The sequence below is a fragment of the Flaviramulus multivorans genome (assembly GCF_021728415.1).
GTDB lineage: Bacteria > Bacteroidota > Bacteroidia > Flavobacteriales > Flavobacteriaceae > Sabulilitoribacter > Sabulilitoribacter multivorans.
Map to the genome: position 1 here is coordinate 79371 of NZ_JAKKDV010000001.1, position 24937 is coordinate 104307.

23 protein-coding genes are annotated in these 24937 nt (G+C 32.2%); 7 read left to right on the forward strand and 16 right to left on the reverse strand.

The features are described 5' to 3' along the window. Positions 1–9 precede the first annotated feature (9 nt). Both L3X39_RS00410 and L3X39_RS00415 read right to left on the reverse strand, forming a co-directional pair. A complete protein-coding gene (locus L3X39_RS00410; protein ID WP_237229394.1) occupies positions 10–759 on the reverse strand; it encodes a hypothetical protein in 750 nt (249 codons plus the stop codon). Next, entirely contained in the window at positions 746–1324 is a 579-nt protein-coding gene (locus L3X39_RS00415; protein ID WP_237229395.1) for an RNA polymerase sigma factor, read from the reverse strand. Before L3X39_RS00415 ends, L3X39_RS00410 begins: the two co-directional genes overlap by 14 nt. A 235-nt stretch (positions 1325–1559) precedes the next feature. Here L3X39_RS00415 and L3X39_RS00420 point away from each other — a divergent pair, with 235 nt between their 5' ends. From L3X39_RS00420 to L3X39_RS00435, 4 genes are all read left to right on the forward strand, one after another. Beyond that, a complete protein-coding gene (locus L3X39_RS00420; RefSeq protein WP_237229396.1) occupies positions 1560–3002 on the forward strand; it encodes a circularly permuted type 2 ATP-grasp protein in 1443 nt (480 codons plus the stop codon). Positions 3003–3021: 19 nt separating this feature from the next. After that, positions 3022–3945: an alpha-E domain-containing protein gene (locus L3X39_RS00425; RefSeq protein WP_237229397.1), complete on the forward strand. Its 924-nt coding sequence runs from the start codon at positions 3022–3024 to the stop codon at positions 3943–3945. Positions 3946–3956: 11 nt separating this feature from the next. After that, positions 3957–4910: a transglutaminase family protein gene (locus tag L3X39_RS00430; protein ID WP_237229398.1), complete on the forward strand. Its 954-nt coding sequence runs from the start codon at positions 3957–3959 to the stop codon at positions 4908–4910. Between the two features lie 135 nt (positions 4911–5045). Further along, positions 5046–5528 carry a hypothetical protein gene (locus L3X39_RS00435; protein WP_237229399.1) on the forward strand — a complete coding sequence of 161 codons (483 nt, stop codon included), beginning with the start codon at positions 5046–5048 and terminating at the stop codon, positions 5526–5528. 159 nt (positions 5529–5687) lie between these two features. On the opposite strand, the gene L3X39_RS00440 is transcribed toward L3X39_RS00435, so the two are convergent. From L3X39_RS00440 to rsgA, 10 genes are all read right to left on the reverse strand, one after another. Then, positions 5688–6665: a polyprenyl synthetase family protein gene (locus L3X39_RS00440; protein WP_237229400.1), complete on the reverse strand. Its 978-nt coding sequence runs from the start codon at positions 6663–6665 to the stop codon at positions 5688–5690. Positions 6666–6697: 32 nt separating this feature from the next. After that, positions 6698–7738 (reverse strand): dual-specificity RNA methyltransferase RlmN, encoded by a 1041-nt coding sequence (gene rlmN / locus L3X39_RS00445; protein WP_237229401.1) that lies wholly within the window; start codon positions 7736–7738, stop codon positions 6698–6700. A gap of 233 nt (positions 7739–7971) precedes the next feature. Then, entirely contained in the window at positions 7972–9021 is a 1050-nt protein-coding gene (queA, locus tag L3X39_RS00450; protein WP_237229402.1) for a tRNA preQ1(34) S-adenosylmethionine ribosyltransferase-isomerase QueA, read from the reverse strand. 81 nt (positions 9022–9102) lie between these two features. Then, positions 9103–10329 (reverse strand): 3-phosphoshikimate 1-carboxyvinyltransferase, encoded by a 1227-nt coding sequence (gene aroA / locus L3X39_RS00455; RefSeq protein WP_237229403.1) that lies wholly within the window; start codon positions 10327–10329, stop codon positions 9103–9105. 123 nt (positions 10330–10452) lie between these two features. After that, on the reverse strand, positions 10453–10779 hold the full coding sequence (locus L3X39_RS00460; RefSeq protein ID WP_237229404.1) for a nucleotide pyrophosphohydrolase: 327 nt from the start codon (positions 10777–10779) through the stop codon (positions 10453–10455). 2 nt (positions 10780–10781) lie between these two features. Continuing rightward, positions 10782–12806 (reverse strand): DUF3858 domain-containing protein, encoded by a 2025-nt coding sequence (locus L3X39_RS00465; protein WP_237229405.1) that lies wholly within the window; start codon positions 12804–12806, stop codon positions 10782–10784. Between the two features lie 3 nt (positions 12807–12809). After that, positions 12810–14720 (reverse strand): DUF3858 domain-containing protein, encoded by a 1911-nt coding sequence (locus L3X39_RS00470; RefSeq protein ID WP_237229406.1) that lies wholly within the window; start codon positions 14718–14720, stop codon positions 12810–12812. 68 nt (positions 14721–14788) lie between these two features. After that, positions 14789–15325: a metal-dependent hydrolase gene (locus L3X39_RS00475; RefSeq protein ID WP_237229407.1), complete on the reverse strand. Its 537-nt coding sequence runs from the start codon at positions 15323–15325 to the stop codon at positions 14789–14791. After that, on the reverse strand, positions 15325–15777 hold the full coding sequence (gene dtd, locus L3X39_RS00480) for a D-aminoacyl-tRNA deacylase (protein ID WP_237229408.1): 453 nt from the start codon (positions 15775–15777) through the stop codon (positions 15325–15327). Before dtd ends, L3X39_RS00475 begins: the two co-directional genes overlap by 1 nt. 97 nt (positions 15778–15874) lie before the next feature. Then, the gene (gene rsgA / locus L3X39_RS00485) at positions 15875–16825 is read right to left on the reverse strand and encodes a ribosome small subunit-dependent GTPase A (RefSeq protein ID WP_237229409.1); all 951 of its coding nucleotides are present in this window, start codon (positions 16823–16825) and stop codon (positions 15875–15877) included. Positions 16826–16915: 90 nt separating this feature from the next. Between rsgA and L3X39_RS00490 the strand changes: the two genes are divergently transcribed. Then, positions 16916–17368, forward strand: a complete 453-nt coding sequence (locus L3X39_RS00490) for a hypothetical protein (RefSeq protein WP_237229410.1) — start codon at positions 16916–16918, stop codon at positions 17366–17368. Positions 17369–17406: 38 nt separating this feature from the next. On the opposite strand, the gene L3X39_RS00495 is transcribed toward L3X39_RS00490, so the two are convergent. Genes L3X39_RS00495 through L3X39_RS00510 form a run of 4 tightly spaced genes read right to left on the reverse strand, consistent with a single transcriptional unit; the run spans position 17407 to position 21322 of the window. Further along, positions 17407–18489, reverse strand: a complete 1083-nt coding sequence (locus tag L3X39_RS00495; protein ID WP_237229411.1) for a bifunctional 3-deoxy-7-phosphoheptulonate synthase/chorismate mutase type II — start codon at positions 18487–18489, stop codon at positions 17407–17409. A 10-nt stretch (positions 18490–18499) separates the two neighbouring features. Further along, complete coding sequence (locus L3X39_RS00500; RefSeq protein ID WP_237229412.1) at positions 18500–19351, reverse strand: prephenate dehydrogenase; 852 nt, start codon at positions 19349–19351, stop codon at positions 18500–18502. Position 19352: 1 nt separating this feature from the next. Beyond that, positions 19353–20498, reverse strand: a complete 1146-nt coding sequence (locus L3X39_RS00505) for a pyridoxal phosphate-dependent aminotransferase (protein WP_237229413.1) — start codon at positions 20496–20498, stop codon at positions 19353–19355. Further along, positions 20495–21322: a prephenate dehydratase gene (locus L3X39_RS00510; RefSeq protein WP_237229414.1), complete on the reverse strand. Its 828-nt coding sequence runs from the start codon at positions 21320–21322 to the stop codon at positions 20495–20497. The genes L3X39_RS00505 and L3X39_RS00510 overlap by 4 nt, the downstream gene beginning before the upstream one ends. A gap of 454 nt (positions 21323–21776) precedes the next feature. Between L3X39_RS00510 and gldA the strand changes: the two genes are divergently transcribed. Beyond that, the gene (gene gldA, locus L3X39_RS00515) at positions 21777–22673 is read left to right on the forward strand and encodes a gliding motility-associated ABC transporter ATP-binding subunit GldA (protein WP_237229415.1); all 897 of its coding nucleotides are present in this window, start codon (positions 21777–21779) and stop codon (positions 22671–22673) included. A 172-nt stretch (positions 22674–22845) separates the two neighbouring features. Next, on the forward strand, positions 22846–24936 hold the full coding sequence (pta, locus tag L3X39_RS00520) for a phosphate acetyltransferase (protein WP_237229416.1): 2091 nt from the start codon (positions 22846–22848) through the stop codon (positions 24934–24936). Position 24937: the final 1 nt, after the last annotated feature.

The window sequence follows — 24937 nt, forward strand, 5'->3', positions numbered from 1 at the left end:
TGATTGAATTTAATTGTTACGTTGGGCAACTGCAGTTTTTACCGAATTGTAACTTGATTTTACGGCTTCGAAAACCTTACTTCTAAAGGATTGATCTAAATCCGCTTCAACGTCTTGAAGCAATGCATCAGCATCAACCACTCCAGTAGTTTCATTAATTAATTTATGTAATCTAACTTCTTTCTGTGCTTGTTCTAACAAGGCATCAATATCAGCATCTGTGACAACATTACTTTTATTTTTCAATGCTTGTACTTGGGCAACAACCTCATTTATTTTTTGCTGTTCAAAAGTTAAAGACTCTTTGGGTAAGCTTTTTGGGGTAATAACCGCACCATGATCCTTAAGAATTTCTGATTCTTCTACTACAGCCACTTTAGATTCTTCAACCGTATTCGTTTTTAATAATGTACCTGATTTAGAAGGCTTCAAAATCTCTTTATTAGCTTCTTTCATATCACTTTCAGCAGTGTTCAAATCTTCCGAAACCACTTTAATTGGATTTTCTTGTTGAATAACATCGGGTGTTACCACCTTAGGAGTTACTTCTAAAGAAGTTTCATGACTTAAAAATTGAGATATTACAAACAATACACCTATTATGCTTGCAGCAATACCAAGCCACCAGTAAGGTTTATTATTTTTTGTTTCGTTCTCATCTAATCTAGTGGAAAGTTTCTCCCAGGCATCAGATGATGGCTCAAGCCTGCGCTTTTCAAGCTTCTCTTTTAACTGCTCTTCATATTTAAGTGGTGCCATAGCTTGTTATTTTATTTAATTCTTTTATTTTTTCTTGAAGCACTTTTCGTGCTTTAAATAATTGCGATTTTGATGTACCTTCAGATATGTTTAACATCTCTGAAATTTCATTGTGTTGATACCCTTCAATGGCGTACATGACAAAAACGGTTTTATAACCTTCAGGTAGCATATCAATGAGTTCCTGTATCTGAGCTACTTCGATATCGGTGTTTATATTATTAGAAAAATCATTTTCAACGATAGCTTCTTCAACAGGGAACTCAATTTTTTTTTGCTGTCTTAAAAACGAAATACACTCTCTAATCATAATTCGCCTTATCCAACCTTCAAAACTTCCTTCGTGTTTAAAGCTTTTTATATTTGAAAACACTTTAAAAAACCCATTAAGCATGGCCTCTTCAGCTTGTTGAATATCTTTTATATAATATCTGCAAACACTTAACATTTTTGGAGCATGTATATTAAATAATACATGTTGTGCTTCGCGATTTTGTTTCATCGCTTTTTTTATAAGCATCGATTCGTTTTTATGTAGCTGAATTACTTTCAACAATGTTTTCATTTTGCCTTACTATTTATAAAGACGCAAATTTTATGCAAATGGTTGCCTAAGAGTTGTTTTATTTTTAAAAATTTTTCGAAACATTAAATTTAAGTATTAAATAAATCACAAAATGAAATATATTCTACTAAAAATTCATCATATATTAAAAAGTGTTGAATTTTATTTACTTAAAATCCCAAATCATTGAATACATATTAAATATTAGCTATATTTGGTAATATACCTATAGCCTATGCAAAGTAACCCTCTTTTTTCTTCTTATGATTTGCTTCCAAAAACTTGGGATGAAATGTATAATAATAATGCAGAGTTTAGAAATCAATATGAAGACTTTATAAAATATCTTGAAAACACCTCGCCTGAAAAGCTTTCAAAAAAAGAAGACCTTTCTAAGCAATTATTTATGAGTCAAGGGGTTACGTTTACCGTTTACAGCGATAATGAAGGTATTGAAAAAATATTTCCTTTTGATATTGTTCCAAGAATTATAACTGCAGCTGAATGGACTAAAATTGAGAGTGGTATAAAGCAACGTTTGAAGGCTTTAAACTTGTTTATTAAAGATGTTTATAACGACCAATTTATTATTAAGGATGGTATTATCCCTGCAGATTTAATTTACTCGTGTCCTAATTTTTTACGTGAAATGATGGGTGTTAAAGTACCACACGATGTATATGTACATATTTCTGGTGTGGATTTAATACGAAATAATGACGGCGAGTTTTATGTACTTGAAGATAACTTAAGAACCCCTTCAGGTGTTAGTTATATGCTAGAAAATAGAGAGATTTCAAAACGTTTGTTTCCAGGTTTATTACCCAAAGCAAATGTTCGAGTAGTCTCTAACTATCCAAATTTGTTGTATCAAAAGCTCAAAGAACTATCGGATAAAGTGAATCCAAAAGTTGTATTACTAACTCCAGGTATTTACAATTCGGCTTATTACGAACATACTACACTAGCTAGATTAATGGGTATTGAATTAGTCGAAGGAAGCGATTTGGTTGTGAAAGACCATTTTGTATATATGAAAACAACTAACGGCTTAAAACAAGTTGATGTTATTTACAGACGCGTTGATGATGAGTTTTTAGACCCTTTAGAGTTTAATGCACATAGTGTTTTAGGTGTTGCCGGTATTATGGCTGCTTACCGAAAAGGAAATATCAATATTGTTAACGCTCCTGGTACTGGGATAGCTGATGATAAAGCTATTTATATTTATGTGCCTGATATGATTAAATATTATTTAGACGAAGAACCTATTTTAAAAAATATAGAAACTTACCAGTTAGGAAAACCTGATGAGCTAGAATATGTTACCAAAAACATAAAAGATATGGTTATTAAAAAAACCGATGGCAGCGGTGGTTATGGTATGCTTATGGGGCATGAAGCTTCAGATGAAGAAATAAAAGATTATTTAAATACGGTACGTAAAAAACCTGAAAACTTTATAGCTCAACCTATTTTAAGACTCTCAACTGCACCTTGTTATATCGATGGGAAATTATCCCCTCGTTGTATCGATTTACGTCCATTTGCGCTTTGCGGAAAAAATGATATTGATATTTGCCCTGGCGGACTCACCAGAGTAGCATTAAAAAAAGGCTCATTAGTCGTAAATAGTTCTCAAGGTGGTGGTAGTAAGGACACTTGGGTTATAGAATAAACCTTAAAACAACAAAAATATGTTAAGTAGAGTAGCAAATAACCTTATTTGGTTAGACCGATATATGGAACGAGGAAATGGTATTTTAGGTTTACTAAAGGTAAATTATTATGCCAATCAAGACTCGCCCGAACTATTTTCTTGGTCTCCAATAATTAAAAATTTTACTACTACCGACAATGAGTTTTATACTGAAGATGCTATTGAGTGCATCGATTTTATGGTTTTTAATTTAGATAATTCTAATTCTATTTTAAACATCGTTACAAAAGCTAGAGAAAATGCCAGAAGTGTTCAAGAGCATATCTCTCGAGAACTTTGGCTGTGTATAAACAATTATTACTTGTTTTTAATAGATAAAAATTTACCAAAACGCCTAAAAGAAGATGACCCAGTAGCCTTTTTAGAAGATTTAAGGAAATTTCATTTAGTGTATAACGGAACCTTCGATATTACTCAAGAACGAGGAGCTTCATATTATTTTATGAATATAGGAAAGTATTTAGAAAGGGTTAACTTAATTGCTGATTTCACCTCTTTAAAACTTACCGATATTGGTAATACATCTGATAATTTAGAGAAAAGTTTTTACTGGAAAAATTTATTACTTTCCATTGGCGGGTATCAGTTATATTTAAAAACTCATAAATCTACCTTTAACGAAGCGCATTTAATACGTATGGTTTTTCAAGACAAATCGTTCCCAAGATCGGTTTATTACTGCATCAATAAGCTTAGTAGACATATACACAGACTTATCGAAAGTAATGAGTTAGAAAAAAATAATATAGAATTTTTGCTCGGAAAGCTTGAAAGTAGAATAAAATACACTACTATTGAGTCTATTATCGACGACGGATTGAGTAAATTTATCATTGATATTAAAGAGGATATAAATAACATTTCTCTAAGTATAAACGCTGTTTATTTTTCTCAAAATTGATTTAAAAACCCATGCCAACTTTTTTTATAAAACATACCACTAATTACACCTACAGCAACACCGTTATTGATGGTGCTACACTTACGCGCTTACATCCTGTTAATGATAGCAAACAACAAGTAGTATCGCACACACTTTCTATTACTAATAATCCTAGAATAGAAACCTTTCAAGATTATTACCACAATATCGTTGGCTCTTTTATGATTACTGAACCACATACTAAACTTTCCATTATTTCGGAAATTGAAGTAGAAACCATGGGGATACAATATCCAAACGATACTGAACCTATAGAAAAACAGTGGGACGCCCTATTTGCTTTAAAATATCATACGGATTATATTGATTATTTAAAATATAAAATCTTTGATGGCACTCCTGATATTCTGGATATAATAAAAACAAAGGACCTTAGTACACTATCACCCTATAAGTTAGTACTTGAGTTTTCCGAATATATTTATAAAAATTTCAAATACATGCCTGGTATTACCAATGTCGATTCTAAACTAGATTTGGTTTGGAAACTAAAAGCAGGTGTTTGTCAAGATTTTACTCATATTCTTTTACAAATGATACGTATGGTTGGTATTCCCGCAAAATACGTTAGCGGATATATTTGCCCTAGTGGTAGTAATACCCGTGGCGAAGGCGCTACCCATGCTTGGATAGAAGCCTATATACCGTTTTATGGCTGGTTGGGATTCGATCCTACTAATAATGTTATTGCTAACGAATATCATGTAAAACTAGCTACTGGAAGAGCATATAGCGATTGTGCACCTATTAAAGGCGTTTTTAAAGGCAATGTAGAATCTGAATTACATGTAAAAGTGGAAGTAAAAACCAACAAAAATGATTTGACGCCTTCATTTCCAGACCAAAAAATGGCACTTGAAGATGCCTATAATAGTTACAAACGCAATTTAGAACTTACCCAACAATACCAGCAACAGCAATAATTTTCTTCTTAGTTATTTAAATTATTTTGGTTTGACTTTGTCAGAAAAAAGTGATAACTTCGTTTAACTGCTGATATAAACAATTACAAAAATTCATATCATTGCATTGGGAACAATTAAACAAAAACCGTGAAAATGAAAAGTAGAATAATATTATTATGTTTTTTCTTAGGATTTATATCATTCAATAGAGCTTATTCTCAAGATGAAAATCTGACAAAAACTGAATTCAAAACTATCGCAGAAGGAACTGACTCGCCAATTCCTGACTTACAAATTGTTTGTTTTAATAAGTATTTTAACAAAGACTATTTACCTGCGGATTTTAGAAAAAAATATAATCTTGACGATAAAACGCTATATAAAAAGAAAATGTTGGTCGAGATTTTCCAGTCTGACAAAAACAAAAAGGGATTTGACAAAATTGAACTAATCGGAATTAAGGAAAATGACAAAAATCTTGTTGTAGAATATAATCTTGTGAATTCAAATACAGAAAATGACGATAAGGAATTATCACCTTTTTTAATTGTTCAAGTTCCGAAATCAAAAAAAGAAATAAAATTCATAGTCAACGGAACTGAATTGGGAAAAGCCACTGAACTTTATGTAGATTAAAATAACTATGCCCAACACCGTATAAAAATAATTGCGGTTTTGTGCTAAAACAAAGGTAGTTACGCATTTGCTACATCTGATTTTCCTTCGGAAAATCCTCGCACGCAAATCCGCAACTATCCTTATACAAGACCGTTAAACGAAATTGAAAAAATATAACTACTTTTTTCTATCTATCACATAATTCACCATAAGTTCTAGCGAATTTTTATATTTTGATTCTGGATAAGTTTTTAAAAGCTGTAAGGCTTCCTCTTGAAAGGCTTTCATTTTATTTACGGCATACTCCAAACCACCACGTTCTTTTACAAAAGCAATCACTTCCTTAACACGTTTGGAATCTTTATTATGATTTTTTATTGAGTTTATCAACCAATTTTTATCTTGTTTAGATACTTGATTGAGCACATAAATTAAAGGCAAGGTCATTTTTTGTTCTTTAATATCAATACCTGTAGGTTTACCTATTTGAGTATTACCATAATCAAACAAATCGTCTTTTATTTGAAACGCCATTCCTATAAGTTCGCCAAATTTTCGCATGGTTTCCACATGCACGGATTCTGGTTTTACTGATGCGGCACCTAAACTGCAACACGCCGCAATTAAAGTTGCTGTTTTCTGACGGATAATTTCGTAATACACATCTTCGGTGATATCTAGTTTTCGTGCTTTTTCAATTTGAAGTAGTTCGCCTTCGCTCATTTCACGCACCGCAATTGATATGATTTTAAGCAAATCAAAATCGTTATTATCAATAGACAACAACAAGCCTTTTGATAGTAAAAAATCCCCTATTAAAACGGCTATTTTATTTTTCCAAAGCGCGTTTACTGAAAAGAAGCCTCTTCGACGGTTACTATCATCAACCACATCGTCGTGCACTAAAGTAGCGGTGTGTATTAACTCAATAACCGAAGCGCCTCGATAGGTTCGCTCACTAACCTCACCATTGGAAACCATTTTTGCTACCAAAAACACAAACATGGGTCGCATTTGTTTGCCCTTGCGGTTTACAATGTAATGCGTGATTCTATTAAGCAATGCTACTTTGCTAGACATTGATAATTGAAACTTCTGTTCGAAAAGTTCCATTTCAAAGGCTATAGGTTGCTTTATTTGCTCTACTATTTTCAATATTCTATTTTAAGAAGAAGCTAATATAAGTATTATGATTTATTAGCCAACTGTCCGCAAGCGGCATCAATATCTTTACCTCTACTTCGGCGTACGTTTACTACAATTCTATTTTTTTCTAACGTACTAATATATTGTTCCAACGCGTCATTTGTTGCTTGCTGAAACTCGCCATCGTCAATAGGATTGTATTCTATAATATTTACTTTACAAGGTACATATTTACAAAACTTTACAAAGGCATCAATATCTTTTTGCGTATCGTTAATACCTTTCCAAACCACGTACTCGTAACTAATTTTACGCTTTGTTTTTGCATACCAATACTCCAAAGCCTCGCGTAAATCTTCCAAGGGAAAGGTTTCATTAAATGGCATAATGGAGGTACGAACCTCATCGATTGCAGAATGTAATGATACAGCTAAATTAAATTTAACGGCATCATCTGCCATTTTTTTAATCATTTTTGGCACGCCCGACGTTGATACTGTAATACGTTTTGGAGACATCCCTAATCCTTCATCAGAGGTAATTTTATCAATAGCTTTTAGTACATTATTGTAGTTCATAAGCGGTTCGCCCATGCCCATAAATACGATATTACTTAACGGACGATTATGATACAATCTGCTTTCATTATCAATAGCAACCACTTGATCGTAAATTTCATCAGGATTTAAGTTGCGCATGCGTTTTAAACGTGCCGTAGCGCAAAATTTACAATCTAAACTACAGCCTACTTGACTTGATACACAAGCGGTTGTACGGGTAGCGGTTGGAATTAAAACAGACTCTACTATTAAACCATCATGTAGTCGTACAGCATTTTTAATGGTGCCATCCTTACTACGCTGCATGTTATCAACTTTAATGTGATTGATAACAAAATTATCTTCTAGCATTTGGCGTGTTTCTTTTGATATATTAGTCATATCATCAAAAGTATGTGCTGCTTTTTGCCAAAGCCATTCATAAACTTGATTACCTCGAAAGGCTTTATCGCCTTGCTCTACAAAGAAGTCTCGTAATTGCTCTTTGGTTAATGCGCGAATATCTTTTTTACCTGATGCCATAAGTGATGCAAAAATAGTGAAAGGTTTTTCGATTTACGATTTTTGGTTTACGAATTATAAAATGATAGAGCGTTTTGCATTAGAGATTGAGGCTTTGTTGAAGCTCTTTTTGTGTTGTTGCACTTATGCAACACAAAAAAGCGACTGCCGAAAGCGCGACCCTTGGGGAATGCCCTAGTAACAGTGAAAACTAAGCGTAAAAAAAGGTCTTAAATAATTTAAGACCTTACGTTTTATAGAATTAACATGGCGTCGCCATAACTGTAAAATTTGTATTGCTCTTTGATAGCCTCTTGGTATGCTTTCTTTATAAAATCGTGACCAGCAAAGGCTGAAACCATCATTAAAAGCGTTGATTTAGGCGTATGGAAATTGGTAACCATACAGTTAGCAATGCTAAAATCGTATGGAGGGAAAATAAACTTATTGGTCCATCCTTCTGTTTCGTTTAACATACCGTTTGATGACACAGCACTCTCGATAGCTCGCATTGCTGTCGTACCCACGGCACATACGCGCTTTTTGTTTTTGATGCCTTTATTAACAATTTCTACTGCTTTTGCATCAATTTTAAGCTCCTCACTATCCATTTTGTGTTTCGATAAATCTTCAACCTCAACTGGATTAAAAGTCCCTAAACCTACATGCAATGTTACTTCGGCAAAATTAACACCTTTAATTTCTAAACGCTTTAGTAAGTGTTTAGAAAAGTGAAGTCCTGCCGTTGGCGCTGCAACAGCACCTTCGTTTTTTGCATAAATGGTTTGGTAACGATCTTCGTCTTCTGGTTGTACGTCTCGTTTTATGTATTTTGGTAGAGGAGTTTCTCCTAATTCGTTTAGTTTTATACGGAACTCTCTGTAAGAACCATCAAATAAAAAGCGCAGTGTACGCCCTCTAGAGGTTGTATTGTCAATGACTTCAGCAACCAACATATCGTCATCGCCAAAATAAAGCTTGTTTCCAATTCTTATTTTACGAGCTGGATCAACCAAAACATCCCAAAGACGTTGCTCTTCATTAAGTTCTCTTAATAAAAACACTTCTATTCTAGCACCTGTTTTTTCTTTATTACCATATAATCTGGCAGGAAATACTTTGGTGTTGTTTAATATTAAAACATCATCCTCATCAAAATAATTGATTAAATCTTTGAACATTTTATGCTCGATGGTTTGATCTTTTCTGTTTAAAACCATTAAACGTGATTCATCTCTGTTTTCTGCTGGATATTCCGCTAATAATTCTTCAGGTAAATTGAAGCCGAAGTGTGATAATTTCATATATAATATTTATTATTTTTTATAACAAAGGTTGCAAATATACAATCTGGGAATAGGGGTTGTCAAGTATTTAAGTAATTATTATTCAGATATTTTAAATCCTATAGATTTTAAGTCGTCCCAAAAGGTTGGATAGGACTTTGAAACTACTTCAGCATCTTCAATAATAATTGGTGTTTTTAGTGCTAACGGTGCAAATGCCATAGCCATTCTATGGTCATTATAAGTACCTATTGAAACAGACTCTTTAATATGAGTTGATGCTGTTAAATGCAAAGATTTATCGGTTATTTTAACGTGACCACCCAATTTCTCAATCTCGGTTTTTAAAGCCACTAACCTATCGGTTTCCTTAATTTTTAAGGTATGCAATCCTTTTAAATCGCAAGCAATTCCTAATGCAAAACAGGTTACCGCAATAGTTTGCGCAATATCTGGTGCGTTTTTTAAATCTAAACTTAACGGTCTGAAATTTGCTGTTTTCTTAATTAAAGTCACTTTATTATTGCTAAAAATGCTTTCTACTCCAAAATGCTTATAGACATCTACCAAAGTAGAATCTCCTTGCAAGGAGTCCTTTTTATAAGAAGACAAGGTTATCTCTGTTCCTAGTTCGCTTAAAGCAGCAATACTAAAGTAATAAGATGCTGAAGACCAATCAGACTCTACGGTTAAGGTTGTTGGTTGCTTATGATTATTTTTTGGTTTTACAGTAATGGTGTTACCTACAAATGAAGATTCAACACCGATCTCATCTAACAAACTTAAAGTCATTTTAATATATGGAACCGATGTTATTTCGCCCTCAAGTGTTAATTCCAAACCATTTTCAAGTTTTGGTGCAATTAACAACAATGCTGAAATGTACTGGCTACTTACATTGGCTTTTAACGATACTTTATTTTTTGTTAGCTTTTTTCCTTTAATTTTTATGGGTGGATATCCTTCATTTTCTTCATAACTTATTTCGGCTCCTAACTCCTGAAGTGCCTCGACTAATATTTGAATTGGTCTTTCTTTCATTCGCTTCGATCCCGTAAGCACGACCTCTCTACCTTCTTGAATTGAAAAATAGGCCGTTAAAAATCGCATAGCAGTTCCAGCGTGATGGATATCTACTACTTCTGAATTTGAATTTAATGCATTGGTCATTAAATTACTATCATCAGAATTTGAAACATTTTGAAGTTTTATGTTTGGATATAAGGCTTGTAAAAGTAAGAGTCTATTCGATTCGCTTTTAGAACCTGTAATCGTAACTTCAGATTTTTCATTAACGATTTTTGATTTGTGAAGGGTAATGTTCATTGTAAAATTGACTTGCTTCCTAAAGCATACAAATTTACTCGATAATCGAGATTAATACTAAGTAATTCAGTTTTTTTTCTAGGTTTTACCTGAATTCTTAATACCTTCCATTTTAATAAATGATCATTTCAATTTTTCGTTATTATGGTGCCTATCATGATCACGTTTTGCCTTCTTATCCATTCTTTTATCAAAAGCTTGTTGCAAATCAACTCCTGTTTGGTTAGCTAAACATAAAACTACAAATAAAACATCGGCCAGTTCTTCTCCAAGGTCTTTGTCTTTATCGCTTTCCTTTTCGCTTTGTTCACCATATCTACGTGCTATAATACGCGCTACCTCACCTACTTCTTCAGTAAGTTGTGCCATATTAGTAAGCTCGTTAAAATAACGTACCCCGTGAGCATTAATCCAATCGTCAACTATTTTTTGTGCGTTTTTAATGTCCATTCTTAGGCTTTAGTCAATACTATTTGTTCGTTTTGCTTTTCTATAAGTTGCTTAAAATAAGTCTTTAAAACATCATAATATTGAGGTGCAATTATTGATTGATATATTTCAGATTCAACCGACAACTGTATCATCTTATCATTGCCAGAAATATTATATTTAAAAAGACCTAAATTATCAGGTAACATAAAGCCTCCTGGAGCTGGTAAACTTTCTACCTTATAACCGTCAGGTAAATTTATAATGATTTTATAATTTATACTTGATGGATAACCGAAATCTACAGGAAATTCTCTTGTTTCAAGCTTAAATGGATTTTCATTACTTTTTAAAAAAAACATAGGAGAAAAGTACAATTTGCCTCCAATAACATCTGCTTGACTCTCTTTTACAAACTTATAAGTTTCCATAACCGGTTTAGAAATATCCATTGCATTCACAACTTTAAAATCTGATATTTCCAAACCTCCATATTTATTCTCTAATTTTTCAAGAAAATCATCTTTATCAGCTTCATTAAAACTTTCTCTATAGGCAAGAGCATTATGATTAGTTTTCAAACTTCTATATCCACCTTCAATAGTGCCGCTTTCATCTAAACTAACCATCATTGAAATAGAATTATTAGAAATCTCTTTTGGGTATAAATCAATTAATTGAGAACCACCTTGTTCAGCAATAACTCTACCTTGCCAATTTAATGTTCTATAAGGTAAAACATTTGGTGTACTATATTTATTTGTGGCATCTAATAAAATTTCAGTATCATCGATCTTAACATAACTAACTACATAATTATATCCTTCTCTGGTAGGGAATAACGGGACTCCATTTGCTCTTGTACTAACTAATACCGGATAAGCTCTTAAGCCTGCATAGCGCAACATAGATGTTAGCATCAAGTTTATTTCTGCCACATTCCCAACTTGATCCTTATAGGCTTTTTTTACGCCATCATTAGTATATTTACTGTAATAACCATTCCACTTAACTCGCGACTTTACAAAATCAAATATTAATGATGTTCTTTGTAATGGATCAGAAATACTACCAATTAAAGCATCTATCTCATTTTCAAAATATCCATTTTTATCCAATTCTGACCCAAAATCAGGGCTTTCATAAATGGCTTTAACCACTGATTCCCACGTTGTAGAATAATAATCTATTTGAGAATTAGGAAAATGAACAAATGATAATTCGTAATTCACTGATGACTTATAGTTATCTATATTATTTACATAAGGTTCTTCTTTCAATGCTGGCACATTTTCCAAGCTATAAGTATTAACTTGTTTAGTATATTCAACCTCTGATGTTTCAAATGAAGTACTCGTTGAATTTCCAATTCCATTAAAGCCTTTACTTGTTGACCTTACTTTTTCAGTAAATGTAATCTTTCCACGTTTGTTTTCTATTCTTGGAATCACGTTTAAAAACCCTTTCGTATTTGCCTTAAAATTAAAATATTCTGGTGATTCGAATTCTGCATATATTTTTTTTACCGGTATATCGTGCTGAAATTCAAATTCATCAATATTTGTATAAAATGGAGAAGTAATCTCATACTGATATTCTACGATTGAGCCTTCTTTTATATCTGGCATCGTGAATTTAGTTTCATCATAATAAATAGATTTTTCCGTTTCGAAAATCCCATCTTTTTTAAGCTTAACGTCCTCAATCTTATCATCTACTAGGTTATATGTATAAGCTTTTAAGCTGTTTAGTTTTTCCCTTCCCGATTTACTTTTATAGAGCCATATAGCTTTTGTGGCATAGTCAAACCCTTCTTTATTATAAATTTTAATTCTATCATGAACTTCAGTTGTTAATTGAAACCCTTGGTTTTTTACATAGTTAAAATATGTCCTTCGATATTTATATAAATATGTAGCAGAAGCTGCTGAATCCAATGGATTGTAATTTTCTTGAAGTTCTTCTTTTGAAACTTTTCCAAAATCGTAATCTTGAGCAAATACTGCAAAGGTTAAAGTAAATAGAATTAAAAAAAATGGAACTCTCATAAATTATTGGTTTTTAATTAGTGCTATTTTCGCGTTATCTTGTTTTAATACTTCTTTATAAAAGTCTCTAAATTTGTCATAATCTTCTTTAGGGTATTCCCCATCATTTACAACAAACTCTCTCTTATAAATTAATTTATTTTCTTCTTTGGGGATAATCTCAGTTTTATAACTTCCAAATTTATTTTTAATAACTACGCCTTTTGGTAACGATTCGATTTCATAGCCTACTGGCAGTATAATTTCTATCTCATCGTCGTGTATAAATCCCCTTTTAATCTTCAATGGATATTTTCTGTTTCTATAACGATCAGGAATATTAGTGTTTCTATTTAAAGCGTTTACGGTTAACAACATTCTGTCTCCAGCTTTTTTCACATAATTAGACGCTTCAAAATTTATATCTTCGACAAACTCGATACTTGACTTATTATTATCAATATTAATATTTTCAATATCAATGTTATTAATATACTTCCACCGTTTTTTGTAATGTAAATCTAAATCGCGTGACGTTTCCGATTCTAGCCAATATTTTTCGTCATATTGAATTCCTTCTGACTTTATATTTGCTCTAACCATAATTGAGCCATCATTTGAAACGGTATAATTACCTTTTACTTGTTGCTTATTCTCTTCTGTTTTATATTTTTTTGTACGTTGAATTTTACCGCCTTCGGGTGTTATTACCAAAGCATCTCTATCATCGGTAAAATCACCAATAAACCCGAATGGGAGTTTTTGGCTTGTACATTCTAACCATAGCGTATCGTCCCCGTTAGGTATGGATAAAATAACATGATTCCCTTGCATTGCAGTAAAATCTTTTTCTAAACTTCTCTGAGAATTACCTGCAAATATTACCGTATAATTAGACTCAACATCAACAGCTTTTAAAAGAGACATTGTATAATTAGTTAACGCTTTGCAATCACCATAACTAACTTCATCAACATATGACGCATTAAAAGGTTTCCAGCCACCTATACCTACCTGAACACTAATATATCTGACTTTATCTTGAACGTATTTATATACTTTTCTGGCTTTATCAATATCATTTATTTCATCTTTTACTAAATCCTTAATCATACTTACAGTAGTTTCAGGTAAATCATAAGTATCCTTTATTAAATCATTATACATCCATTTTCCAAACTCATCCCAATTCTCAACTTCAGCATATACGCCTTCTAAAGAAAATTGTTTAGAAGCGAATAAAACACAAGGCGCTAAATCCAATATAGATGGACTGTACTCCTCAGGCTTAAAAGATTCTAGATTAACAATCTTGTAAAACATTTTTCCTAATGAAATATCTTTTTCAATATTTACTTCACCTATATTTTTTTCTTTATTTCTAATGTTTAAAGTTTCTGGGTAGTTGATTTTATAATTAGCGTTTTCTATGCTAACATAATACTCTGAAACAGGTCTAAAAGATGGAATAAATGCTGTATTATTTGTAACTGTTTCACTTGTGAGTTCCATGGTATATGGGTAGGAAATTGGAGTATACTCCAAATATTTTACTCTAGAGTCAGAATACAAAGTTCCTCCATCAACAGCACTTGCGTCTTTAAAATCATTCTTCTTTATTTTTTTTATTTCTTTGCCAAAAGCATCAAATACTAAAACCTGTAAATCTTTAATTTTAACATTATTATCATAAAAGACATAGGCATTTACGTTATCATTCCCTTCTTTATTTAAAACCGTAATAATAAGTTTTTCAGAAACAACCATTTCATTAACAGCCTTTATAGTTATTTCAACTTCATTTAACCGCACAACGGCATTGGCACCTTGCTTTAGGTTATTTGGAATTGTTAAACTTGAGTATATGTTTTCTTGCGAAAAAATATAGGTTGACGTGAATAGTAGAAAAAAAGCTAGAATGTTTTTTAAAGTCATAAAAAAGGTAAAGTACATACTTAAAAATAAATATATTCTTTTTTAATCTTATTATTAAATACGAAAAATCAAAATTCGTTGTAATACCAATCTTTTAGTTTAACGACTAAAAATCTTACAATCAAAAGCACTAGGCATGAAAGCACTATGTATTTAAACTCACTTAATAGCACTTTTAAACCCCATTCAGAAAAAAATTCGCTTACCCCAATAGGAGAAACCTTTATCCCTCTGAATGGTAAAAAGTAACGATCATTATCAAACGGAATAAAAAAACCAACACCTTTACCACCAGATGTCATCGCATCTAATAGCCCATGAGAAAGTGTTGATGAAAAAATAGTGAAGAACCATACAAGTTTATTGTTTCTGCCCCATGTAACCATTAAAATAAATGCCCAAATTATTGAAAACAGGATAGAATGTGTAAATCCGCGATGTCCTAATGGGTGTAAATAAGATATCCCCAAATAAAATCCAATAACATCAAAATCTGGAAGAACAGATGAAAAAATAGCAGCAAACAATAACCATTTTATTTTTTTGGAATCTATAACTTTTGCTAATGTAAACCCTACAAACCCATGCCCAAATACAGATGCCATTATACTCTGTTTTTAGAATCAATTATAATGGTTACGGGTCCGTCGTTTAGCAACTCCACTTTCATATCTGCTCCAAATTGCCCCGTTTGAATAGGTTTACCTAAATCTTTTTCAATTTGTTTTACAAAAGCTTCATACAATGGAATAGCTGCATCCGGTTTTGCCGCATTTATATAACTTGGGCGATTTCCTTTTTTGGTTGAAGCGTGCAAAGTAAACTGACTAACCACTATAGCATCACCTTTTTCATCTATTATGGACTTATTCATCACTCCATTTTCATCATTAAAAATGCGAAGATTAGCTATTTTGTTAGAAAGCCATGTAATATCTTCTTGAGAATCTTCGTCAATAATTCCTAAAAGAATTAAAAGTCCGTTTGAAATAGAAGCTACTTTATTATTTTCAATAGTAACGCTTGCCTTTGTTACTCTTTGTATAACAACTTTCATCTGTTTAATCTTTGTTGTGCTTATTGGTCAGATGTAATTCGCAATAATCATTTCGGTAGGTTTAAACTTCTTGATATGGCTAATTTCATATTACAATTTATTCATTACCCCAATTATCAGTTCTGTAGTTTTCATCTTCGCCCTCAACAATTTGCAAATAACTGCGATACCTCGAAAAAGCTATTTCATCATTGTCTAGCGCCTCTTTTACAGCACAATTAGGTTCTTGTATATGTAAACAATTATTGAACTTGCAATCTTGTTTTAATTCAAAAATCTCTGGAAAATAATCTCCTACTTCCTCTTTATCCATGTCAACCACTCCAAAGCCCTTTATTCCTGGGGTATCAATAATTTTAGCATCAAAACTCAAATCGAACATTTCAGCAAAAGTAGTAGTATGTTGCCCTTGCATATGTTGGGTTGATATTTCTTTGGTTTTTAAATTTAGAGAAGGCTCAATAGCATTAACCAGTGTTGATTTTCCAACACCTGAATGACCAGAAAACATACTTACTTTACCCGACATAAGTGCCTTAACCTTTTCTACATTTTTACCTGTTGTTGCAGAAATGCCAATGCACTCATACCCTATTTTCCTATAAACATGTGCTAAATATCTAACTTCATTTAACGCTTCTTCATCATATGTATCAATTTTATTGAATAATAAAATGGTTTTTATAGAATATGCTTCGGCTGTCACTAAAAATCGGTCTATAAAACTGGTGAATGTAGGTGGATTATTAATGGTAACCATTAAAAAAACCTGATCTATATTGGCCGCTATAATATGTGTTTGCTTGGATAGATTTACCGATTTTCTAACAATGTAATTTTTTCTATCATGAATATTATGAATGACCCCTGTATCTTGATTATTATCTGTTTCTAATTCAAAATCTACAATATCACCAACTGCTATGGGGTTAGTACTTTTTATCCCTTTTATTCGAAATTTCCCCTTTATACGGCATTCATAAATATGCCCTAACTCGGTTTTTACCGTGTACCAACTTCCAGTAGATTTATAAACGCGTCCTGTCATTTAAAACTTTTAAGCTATGCAAATTAACAACTTTTCATTTTAAGAAAAAGACTATATTGTAAGCTTAATCATAAAAAACCAGTCAATAACATGAAAAAATTACTAATTGTTTTAAGCATTTCATTATTCGCTTTTTTTGAAAGTCAAGCCCAAGTAGAGTATAAACTTGTAACCAGTGTAGAATCTATTGTGCCAAATGGTTTAGGACGTTCTAGAATCATCAGTGCAAATGAAGACAAGGATTATAAAGAGTTTACAACCACCCAGACCGAAGATGATAATTCAAGAAATAAATCTGATAGAAGTGAAATACGGGTTAAAGAGTTTGATGAAACTAAGTTGCTTAACTTTTTTAATTTAGGAGGTATTCGTTTTCAAAACATAGCAGCTAATGATGCTTTAATTACATCAAAAATTAACACTATGATTGAAGAAGGTTGGGAATTAGCCTTTGTAACAAGCGCTGTTGAAAGTGCTGGAAAAGGAGATAATCAAGGTATTTTTATAACCAGATATATTTTTAAGAGAAACAAACATCAATAAAATGAAAAAGCCTCGCATATGCGAGGCTTTTTAAAATATTAACCATTAATTATCTTCTCTTGATGATTGATAGATTCTTGGTGAATGGCTTTAAACATTTTTAAAACAAATTCCTCACTCAATCCTTTTTGCTCACCTTCAAGTACCATTTTTCCTAAAATTTCATTCCAACGTTTAGACTGAAGTACAGCCACGTTTTTTTGCTTTTTAAGAGCTCCAATAGAATCTGCAGCTTTCATTCTTTTACCTAATAATTCTATAACCTGATTATCGATAACATCAATTTGGGCTCTTAAATTATCCAGTGATTTTATATAATCGGCTTCAGCATCTGTTTCTTTTCTTATTTTCAAATCTTTCATGATTTGCACCAAAGTTTTTGGAGTTACTTGTTGAGCCGCATCGCTCCATGCATTTTCAGGGTCGAAATGTGTTTCAATCATTAATCCATCAAAATTTAAATCTAAAGCTGTTTGTGATACATCAAAAATCATATCACGTTTTCCTGTAATATGTGACGGGTCATTTATTAAAGGGATATCTGGAAATTTATTTTGAAATTCGATAGCTAATTGCCACTCTGGATTATTTCTGTATTTCGTTTTTTCATAAGTGGAAAACCCTCGGTGTATAGCACCAATATTTTTAACGCCTGATGAATAAATTCTTTCAATACCACCTAACCATAATGCCAAATCTGGATTAACTGGGTTTTTTACTAAAACTGGTTTATCTGTACCTTCAAGGGCATCTGCAATTTCTTGCATGATAAAAGGGCTCACTGTTGAACGAGCACCAATCCACAACATATCTACATCATGTTCCAAAGCTAATTTTACATGTGTTGCATTGGCTACTTCAGTGGTAATTTTCATACCCGTTTCTGCCTTTACTTTTTGCAACCACTTTAAACCTAAAGCCCCTACACCTTCAAACATTCCTGGACGTGTTCTTGGTTTCCATATTCCCGCTCTAAAATAACTAACATCGGTATCTTTTAGCTGGTGCGCTATTTTTAAAACTTGCTCCTCGGTTTCTGCACTACATGGTCCTGCAATTACTAAGGGATGATTTAGCTTTAAATCATCTAACCACGTTCTCATTTCTTTTTTGTTTTCCATAATCTTACTCTTAACTAATTCCTTTTAAAATATCTTTTATATGATTGGTGTTTTCCATTTCATTATAAATCGCATCAAAATCATTTTGTTTCATCAACTCTTTAAAATGGGTAAGGTTTGTAATATATTCATCTAATGTTTCAATTACGTTGTCTTTATTTTGCTTAAAAATAGGCGTCCACATGGCTGGTGAACTTTTAGCCAAACGAACTGTAGATTCGAATCCACTACCTGCCATATCAAAAATATCACGTTCGTTTTTTTCTTTTTCTATCACTGTTTTTCCTAACATAAATGAACTAATATGCGATAAATGCGACATATAAGCAATGTGCTTATCATGCGCTTCAGGATTCATATATCGAATGCGCATGCCTATATCTGTAAACAGCTTTAAAGCTTTCTCTTGAAGTTTGAATGTTGTTTTTTCAACTTCACAAACTATATTCGTTTTACCTATAAACAATCCGCTAAACGCAGCACTAGGACCTGAATATTCTGTTCCAGCAATAGGATGCATTGCTAAAAAATTACGACGTTTAGGGTGATTTTCTACCACTTTACAAATATCAACTTTGGTTGATCCTGCATCCACAACTAAACCTGAATCTGGTATCTTATCTAAAATAGTTGGTAATAATTTTACGGTAGCATCAACAGGAATAGCGATTATAACTAAATCGGCATTTTCAACATCATCAAGAGTTGCTTTTTTATCAATTAACTTAAGTGATAATGCTTCGTTTAACGTTGCTTCTTTTCTGCTAATACCATAAATAACCGTTTCTGGATTATTCTTTTTGATATCAATAGCTAAACTACCACCAATTAAACCAACTCCTATAATGTATATATTCTTCATTTTATTTAATTCTTTCAATGGCTTCTTCTAAAACTTCAGTGGACGCGCATAAAGAAAATCGTATATAACCTTCACCCTTGCTACCGAAAATGGTTCCTGGAGTTATAAAAACATGATTTTCATTTAATATTTTATCTATAAAGACTTCCGATTTTATTGATGCTGGCAATTTTGCCCACACAAAAAGTCCGGTAGCTTCTTTATCATACGTACAATTTAAGGCATCGGCTAACTGCCAAACTAAATTTCTTCGTTGTAGGTAAACATTATTTAACGTTGCAAACCACATTTTTGAACAATTTAAAGCTTCTATTGCCCCTTTTTGAATGCCATAAAACATTCCAGAATCCATATTACTTTTTACCTTTAAAATATTGTTTATGTGCTCACTATTACCCACAACCATACCTACTCGCCATCCTGCCATGTTAAAGGTTTTACTTAACGAATTAAGTTCTAAACACACATCTTTTGCGCCTTCAACATTTAAAATACTTTTTGGAGACTCATTTAATATAAAACTGTACGGATTATCATTTACAATTAAAATATTATGCTTTTTACCAAATGCCACCAACTCTTCAAAAACGTATTTTGATGGTTTCGCTCCTGTCGGCATATGAGGATAATTTACCCACATAAGTTTTACTTTACTAAGGTCCAACTTTTCTAAAGCCTTAAAGTCTGGCATCCAATTATTTGCTTCATCCAACTCGTACAAAACACCTTTTGCACCCACCAATTTTGTAACCGATTGATAGGTTGGATACCCAGGATTTGGTATTAAAACCTCATCGCCTTCATTTAAATAAGCCATTGAGATATGCATAATCCCTTCCTTACTACCCATTAATGGTAATATTTCATTGGAAGGATTTAAGCTTACAGAAAAATGTTCTTTATAAAATTTTGCTATCGCCTCTCTCAATTCAGGTAAACCTTGATAACTCTGATATTTATGAGCGCTAGGATTCTGAAAACTAGCTGTAATGGCATCAACAACCTTTTGCGGTGGTTGCAAATCGGGACTACCAATACCTAAATTAATTACCGGTTTTCCACTAGCAATAAGCAACCCAACCTCTCTTAATTTTTTAGAGAAGTAGTATTCTTCAACGGTTTGCAATCTGTTAGCTGCTTCAATCATAGCTTAGCATTTTTATATTCGCCTAACACTTTAAATCCTTCACCCATTATATCTATAATAGATTTGGCCTTCTTAAAATCATTATATTTTTCAAAAGTAACATCAACAAAAAAGGCGTATTTCCAAGGAGTTTCAACAATTGGTAGTGATTGAATTTTTGTTAAGTTAAGTTTACAATCACTCATCACATTTAAAATAGCCGCTAAACTCCCTCGTTTATGGTCGGTTTCAAACTTAACCGATGCCTTATTAATTTCATTTTCTGGCACTTCAGAATTGGTACGTTTTACTATAGCAAAACGCGTTTCGTTATGTTTTATAGTTTGTATACTTCGTGCCAAAATATCCAATTCGAAAATCTCAGCAGCCATTACGCTAGCAATAGCACCAACACCTTGTAATTGTTTTTCTTGAATACGTTGAGCAACCTCAGCGGTGTCTTTATCCTCCACCAATTTTATATGGGGATACAGTTTAAAAAACTCCTTGCACTGCAACAATGCCATTGGATGTGAATACACTTCACTAATATTTGAAATATCTTGATTTGGCAATGCCATTAAATTATGCTGAATATCCAAATAATGTTCGCCAACAATGTGTAAACCATACTTATCAATTAACGCATAATTAGGTATTATAGAACCTGCAATAGAATTTTCCAAAGCCATTATAGCGGCGTCACAAGATTCTGATATTAAAGAATCTACGACAATATCGAATGTTAAGCATTCTATAACATCAACTGGCTTATCAAAAAATTGCTGCGATACAATATGATGAAAGGACCCTTTAACTCCTTGTATGGCTACATTATTTATCAAAATTCATTATCATTTTTTATGAATTCAATTCACTGTTTAACAAAAAAAAGTCTCGATTTTCATCGAGACTCATATTAAATTTATTGTTATAAATTATACATACAACGCCTCGTTTCTTTTGCTAAAAAAGAAATAAAACCAGTTGTTAAAATATGTATAATGTACTGTCATCGTCGTAATTATGTCGCTAAAGTAATTATTTATTTAACAAAACAAAACAGTCTAAAATCTTTTTTACCTTTTTATTAAAAGTTTTAAAGATTTTATAGTAAAACACATGTTACATTAGATAATCATTATTTTTCTTCTTTAAAAAACTAAATTTTGCATCCTAGAATTACAGAAAATCGTTTTTTCGCTCGACCCGTTTAGTTGGTCAAAATGATTTTTTCATTTACTTTTAGTAGGTTTTCAAATGAAAAAATTCATGTACTTTTGAATAAATAATTTTATTATGTCTATTGAAGTAGAAGGGATTTCAAAACTATACGGAAGTCAAAAAGCTTTAAACCATATATCTTTTAAAGTTAATAAACCTGAAATAGTTGGTTTTTTAGGACCTAATGGAGCCGGAAAATCTACAATGATGAAAATATTGACTACCTATTTACAAGCCAACGAAGGCAATGCTAAAGTAAATGGTTTTGATGTAAGTTTGAATAAACAGCAAGTGCAGCAAAGTGTTGGATACTTACCAGAGCACAACCCATTGTATTTAGACATGTATATTAAAGAATACTTAGCGTTTAATGCAAACATTTATAACGTGAGTAAACAACGTATTGAAGAAGTCATCGAAATTACTGGTTTAACACCAGAATCTCATAAAAAAATTGGACAGCTCTCTAAAGGATATCGTCAGCGTGTTGGGTTAGCCAATGCCCTATTACATGACCCTGATGTTTTAATTTTAGACGAACCTACTACAGGTTTAGACCCCAACCAATTAATAGATATTAGAAATCTTATTAAAGCTATTGGTAAAACAAAAACCGTGTTTCTTTCCACACATATTATGCAGGAAGTTGAAGCTATTTGTGAGCGCGTTATTATTATCAATAAAGGTGAAATTGTCGCAGATAAAAAATTAAAAGACTTGAGAGATGAAAAAGAACAAATTGTTATTGTTGAGTTTGATTATCGCGTTGAAGATGCTTTTTTACTTAAACTACCTAAAGTAAAAAGTGTAATTAATACGCACGATTTTGTTTACGAAATTGCCTTCAAAACCTCTGAAGATATGCGTTCTTATGTCTTTGATTTTGCGCATGATAATAAGTTAAAAATCCTTCAACTCAACCAAAAAAATGCAAGTCTAGAATCCTTATTTCGAGATTTAACTACTAAATAAACATTATCATTTTTTCGGAATATTTTGGTTTTTTATTGAAGTATGACAAATATCATGATGCTTAAATTCTTAACACCTTAATTTTGTGCTATTAATCACACTTTTTACTTTAGGTAACTTTGTGTTAAAAAACATGCAATAGCTATCTTTGTAAATCTACAATATAACTAAAATGAGTAAAGGAATTTATGTAGCAACAATAGAACCTAATAGTGGTAAATCTGTTGTTGTTCTTGGTTTAATGCGCATGCTTTTAGGTAAAACGGCAAAGGTAGGGTATTTTAGACCTATTATTGATGACACTGAAGATGGTGAAATGGACAATCATATCAACACCGTGATTTCCTATTTTGACATAGATATTAATTACAAGAAAACATATGTATACACCAGAAATGAAGTATTAGATTTATACAACAAAGGAAAATCTGGTGAGGTTATAGACGAAATTATTAAAAAATATAAATATCTTGAAGAACGCTTCGATATTGTCCTTGTTGAAGGCACTGATTTCTCTCATGAAAATTCTAGTTTAGAATTAGATATAAATATTTTAATTTCAAAAAATTTAGGACTTCCTGTTATAATAGTATCGCAAGGCGATGAAAAGGATATAAAAGAAATTGTAGATAACGTACAATTAGCTTACGATACTTTTAGAGAAGATGTTGATGTGTTGTCTATAATGACAAATAAAATCAACCCTGAACACTTAAGCGAATTAAAAATTCAACTAAAAAATCGTATTAATAACGGTACTGATATAAGTGTTATACCTAAAATTAAAAGTTTAGCGAATCCTACGTTAAAAGAAATATTAAAAATGATTTCTGGTACTGTTATTTTTGGTAAAGACATGATTAACAATCAAATAGACAGTTTTAGCGTTGGAGCTATGCAGCTACGTAACTACTTGACACATTTAAAAGAAAATGCCTTAGTAATTACTCCCGGCGACAGAGCTGACATTATTTTAGGTGCCTTACAAGCTAATGTCTCTAAAAATTATCCGAAAATATCAGGTATAATCCTTACAGGTGGATTAATACCAGAAGAACCTATATTAAAATTAATAGAAGGTCTTACAAGTGTAGTACCTATTATTAGTGCAAAAGAAGGTACATTTCAAGTAACAAATACAATAGGTAAAATAAAATCTAAAATATACGCTGACAATATTGATAAAATTACAACCTCAATTGCAACGTTTGAAAAACATGTAGATACTGATAAATTATCAAATGATTTAATCACATTTCAATCAGATATTTTTACACCAAGAATGTTTCAATATAATTTATTGCAGCGTGCTTTAAGTGACAAAAAACACATTGTACTTCCTGAAGGATATGATGAACGTATTTTACTTGCCACAGCAAGATTGGTAAATGCACAGGTGGTTGATATTACTTTAATTGGTGAAGAAGAAAAAATAAAAGAACAAATCGAAAAATTTGATATTCCTTTAAATTTAAATGATGTCAATATTGTTTTTCCTGTTGAATCTCCTCATTTTAATGATTATGTAAACACCTTTTATGAACTCAGAAAACATAAAGACGTGAACCTAGATATGGCAAAAGATGCCATGAGTGATGTATCCTATTTTGCGACAATGATGATTTACAAAGGACATGCGGATGGAATGGTTTCTGGTGCAGTACATACCACTGCACACACTTTACGTCCAGCACTACAATTTATAAAAACAAAGCCAGGTGTAAATATTGTGTCGTCTGTATTTTTCATGTGTTTAGAAGATCGCGTATCTATTTTCGGTGACTGTGCCATCAACCCAAACCCTAATGCGGAACAGTTAGCAGAAATTGCAATTTCATCGGCAAAAACGGCACAAAACTTTGGTGTAGAACCTAAAGTAGCTATGCTATCCTATTCATCGGGTGCATCTGGGAAAGGTGAAGAAGTTGATAAAGTCAGGAAAGCTACAGAACTTGCTAAAAAACTTGCTCCTGATTTAAAAATTGAAGGCCCCATTCAATACGATGCAGCGGTAGATATGCGGATAGGAAAAAGTAAATTGCCGGATTCTGATGTTGCAGGACAAGCAAGTGTGCTTATTTTTCCAGATTTAAACACAGGAAATAATACTTATAAAGCTGTTCAACGAGAAACTGGTGCGTTGGCCATTGGCCCAATGCTACAAGGGCTTAATAAACCTGTAAACGATTTAAGTCGTGGATGTACAGCAGATGATATTTATAGCACCGTAATAATAACCGCTATTCAAGCGCAAGACCTATAAT

Excerpts from the sequence above, each read along its gene's own strand:
- L3X39_RS00410 (WP_237229394.1), bottom strand. The coding sequence starts at position 759 with ATGGCACCACTTAAATATGAAGAGCAGTTAAAAGAGAAGCTTGAAAAG.
- L3X39_RS00415 (WP_237229395.1), bottom strand. The coding sequence starts at position 1,324 with ATGAAAACATTGTTGAAAGTAATTCAGCTACATAAAAACGAATCGATG.
- L3X39_RS00420 (WP_237229396.1), top strand. The coding sequence starts at position 1,560 with ATGCAAAGTAACCCTCTTTTTTCTTCTTATGATTTGCTTCCAAAAACT.
- L3X39_RS00425 (WP_237229397.1), top strand. The coding sequence starts at position 3,022 with ATGTTAAGTAGAGTAGCAAATAACCTTATTTGGTTAGACCGATATATG.
- L3X39_RS00430 (WP_237229398.1), top strand. The coding sequence starts at position 3,957 with ATGCCAACTTTTTTTATAAAACATACCACTAATTACACCTACAGCAAC.
- L3X39_RS00435 (WP_237229399.1), top strand. The coding sequence starts at position 5,046 with ATGAAAAGTAGAATAATATTATTATGTTTTTTCTTAGGATTTATATCA.
- rlmN (WP_237229401.1), bottom strand. The coding sequence starts at position 7,738 with ATGGCATCAGGTAAAAAAGATATTCGCGCATTAACCAAAGAGCAATTA.
- queA (WP_237229402.1), bottom strand. The coding sequence starts at position 9,021 with ATGAAATTATCACACTTCGGCTTCAATTTACCTGAAGAATTATTAGCG.
- aroA (WP_237229403.1), bottom strand. The coding sequence starts at position 10,329 with ATGAACATTACCCTTCACAAATCAAAAATCGTTAATGAAAAATCTGAA.
- L3X39_RS00460 (WP_237229404.1), bottom strand. The coding sequence starts at position 10,779 with ATGGACATTAAAAACGCACAAAAAATAGTTGACGATTGGATTAATGCT.
- L3X39_RS00465 (WP_237229405.1), bottom strand. The coding sequence starts at position 12,806 with ATGAGAGTTCCATTTTTTTTAATTCTATTTACTTTAACCTTTGCAGTA.
- L3X39_RS00470 (WP_237229406.1), bottom strand. The coding sequence starts at position 14,720 with ATGACTTTAAAAAACATTCTAGCTTTTTTTCTACTATTCACGTCAACC.
- L3X39_RS00475 (WP_237229407.1), bottom strand. The coding sequence starts at position 15,325 with ATGGCATCTGTATTTGGGCATGGGTTTGTAGGGTTTACATTAGCAAAA.
- dtd (WP_237229408.1), bottom strand. The coding sequence starts at position 15,777 with ATGAAAGTTGTTATACAAAGAGTAACAAAGGCAAGCGTTACTATTGAA.
- rsgA (WP_237229409.1), bottom strand. The coding sequence starts at position 16,825 with ATGACAGGACGCGTTTATAAATCTACTGGAAGTTGGTACACGGTAAAA.
- L3X39_RS00490 (WP_237229410.1), top strand. The coding sequence starts at position 16,916 with ATGAAAAAATTACTAATTGTTTTAAGCATTTCATTATTCGCTTTTTTT.
- L3X39_RS00495 (WP_237229411.1), bottom strand. The coding sequence starts at position 18,489 with ATGGAAAACAAAAAAGAAATGAGAACGTGGTTAGATGATTTAAAGCTA.
- L3X39_RS00500 (WP_237229412.1), bottom strand. The coding sequence starts at position 19,351 with ATGAAGAATATATACATTATAGGAGTTGGTTTAATTGGTGGTAGTTTA.
- L3X39_RS00505 (WP_237229413.1), bottom strand. The coding sequence starts at position 20,498 with ATGATTGAAGCAGCTAACAGATTGCAAACCGTTGAAGAATACTACTTC.
- gldA (WP_237229415.1), top strand. The coding sequence starts at position 21,777 with ATGTCTATTGAAGTAGAAGGGATTTCAAAACTATACGGAAGTCAAAAA.
- pta (WP_237229416.1), top strand. The coding sequence starts at position 22,846 with ATGAGTAAAGGAATTTATGTAGCAACAATAGAACCTAATAGTGGTAAA.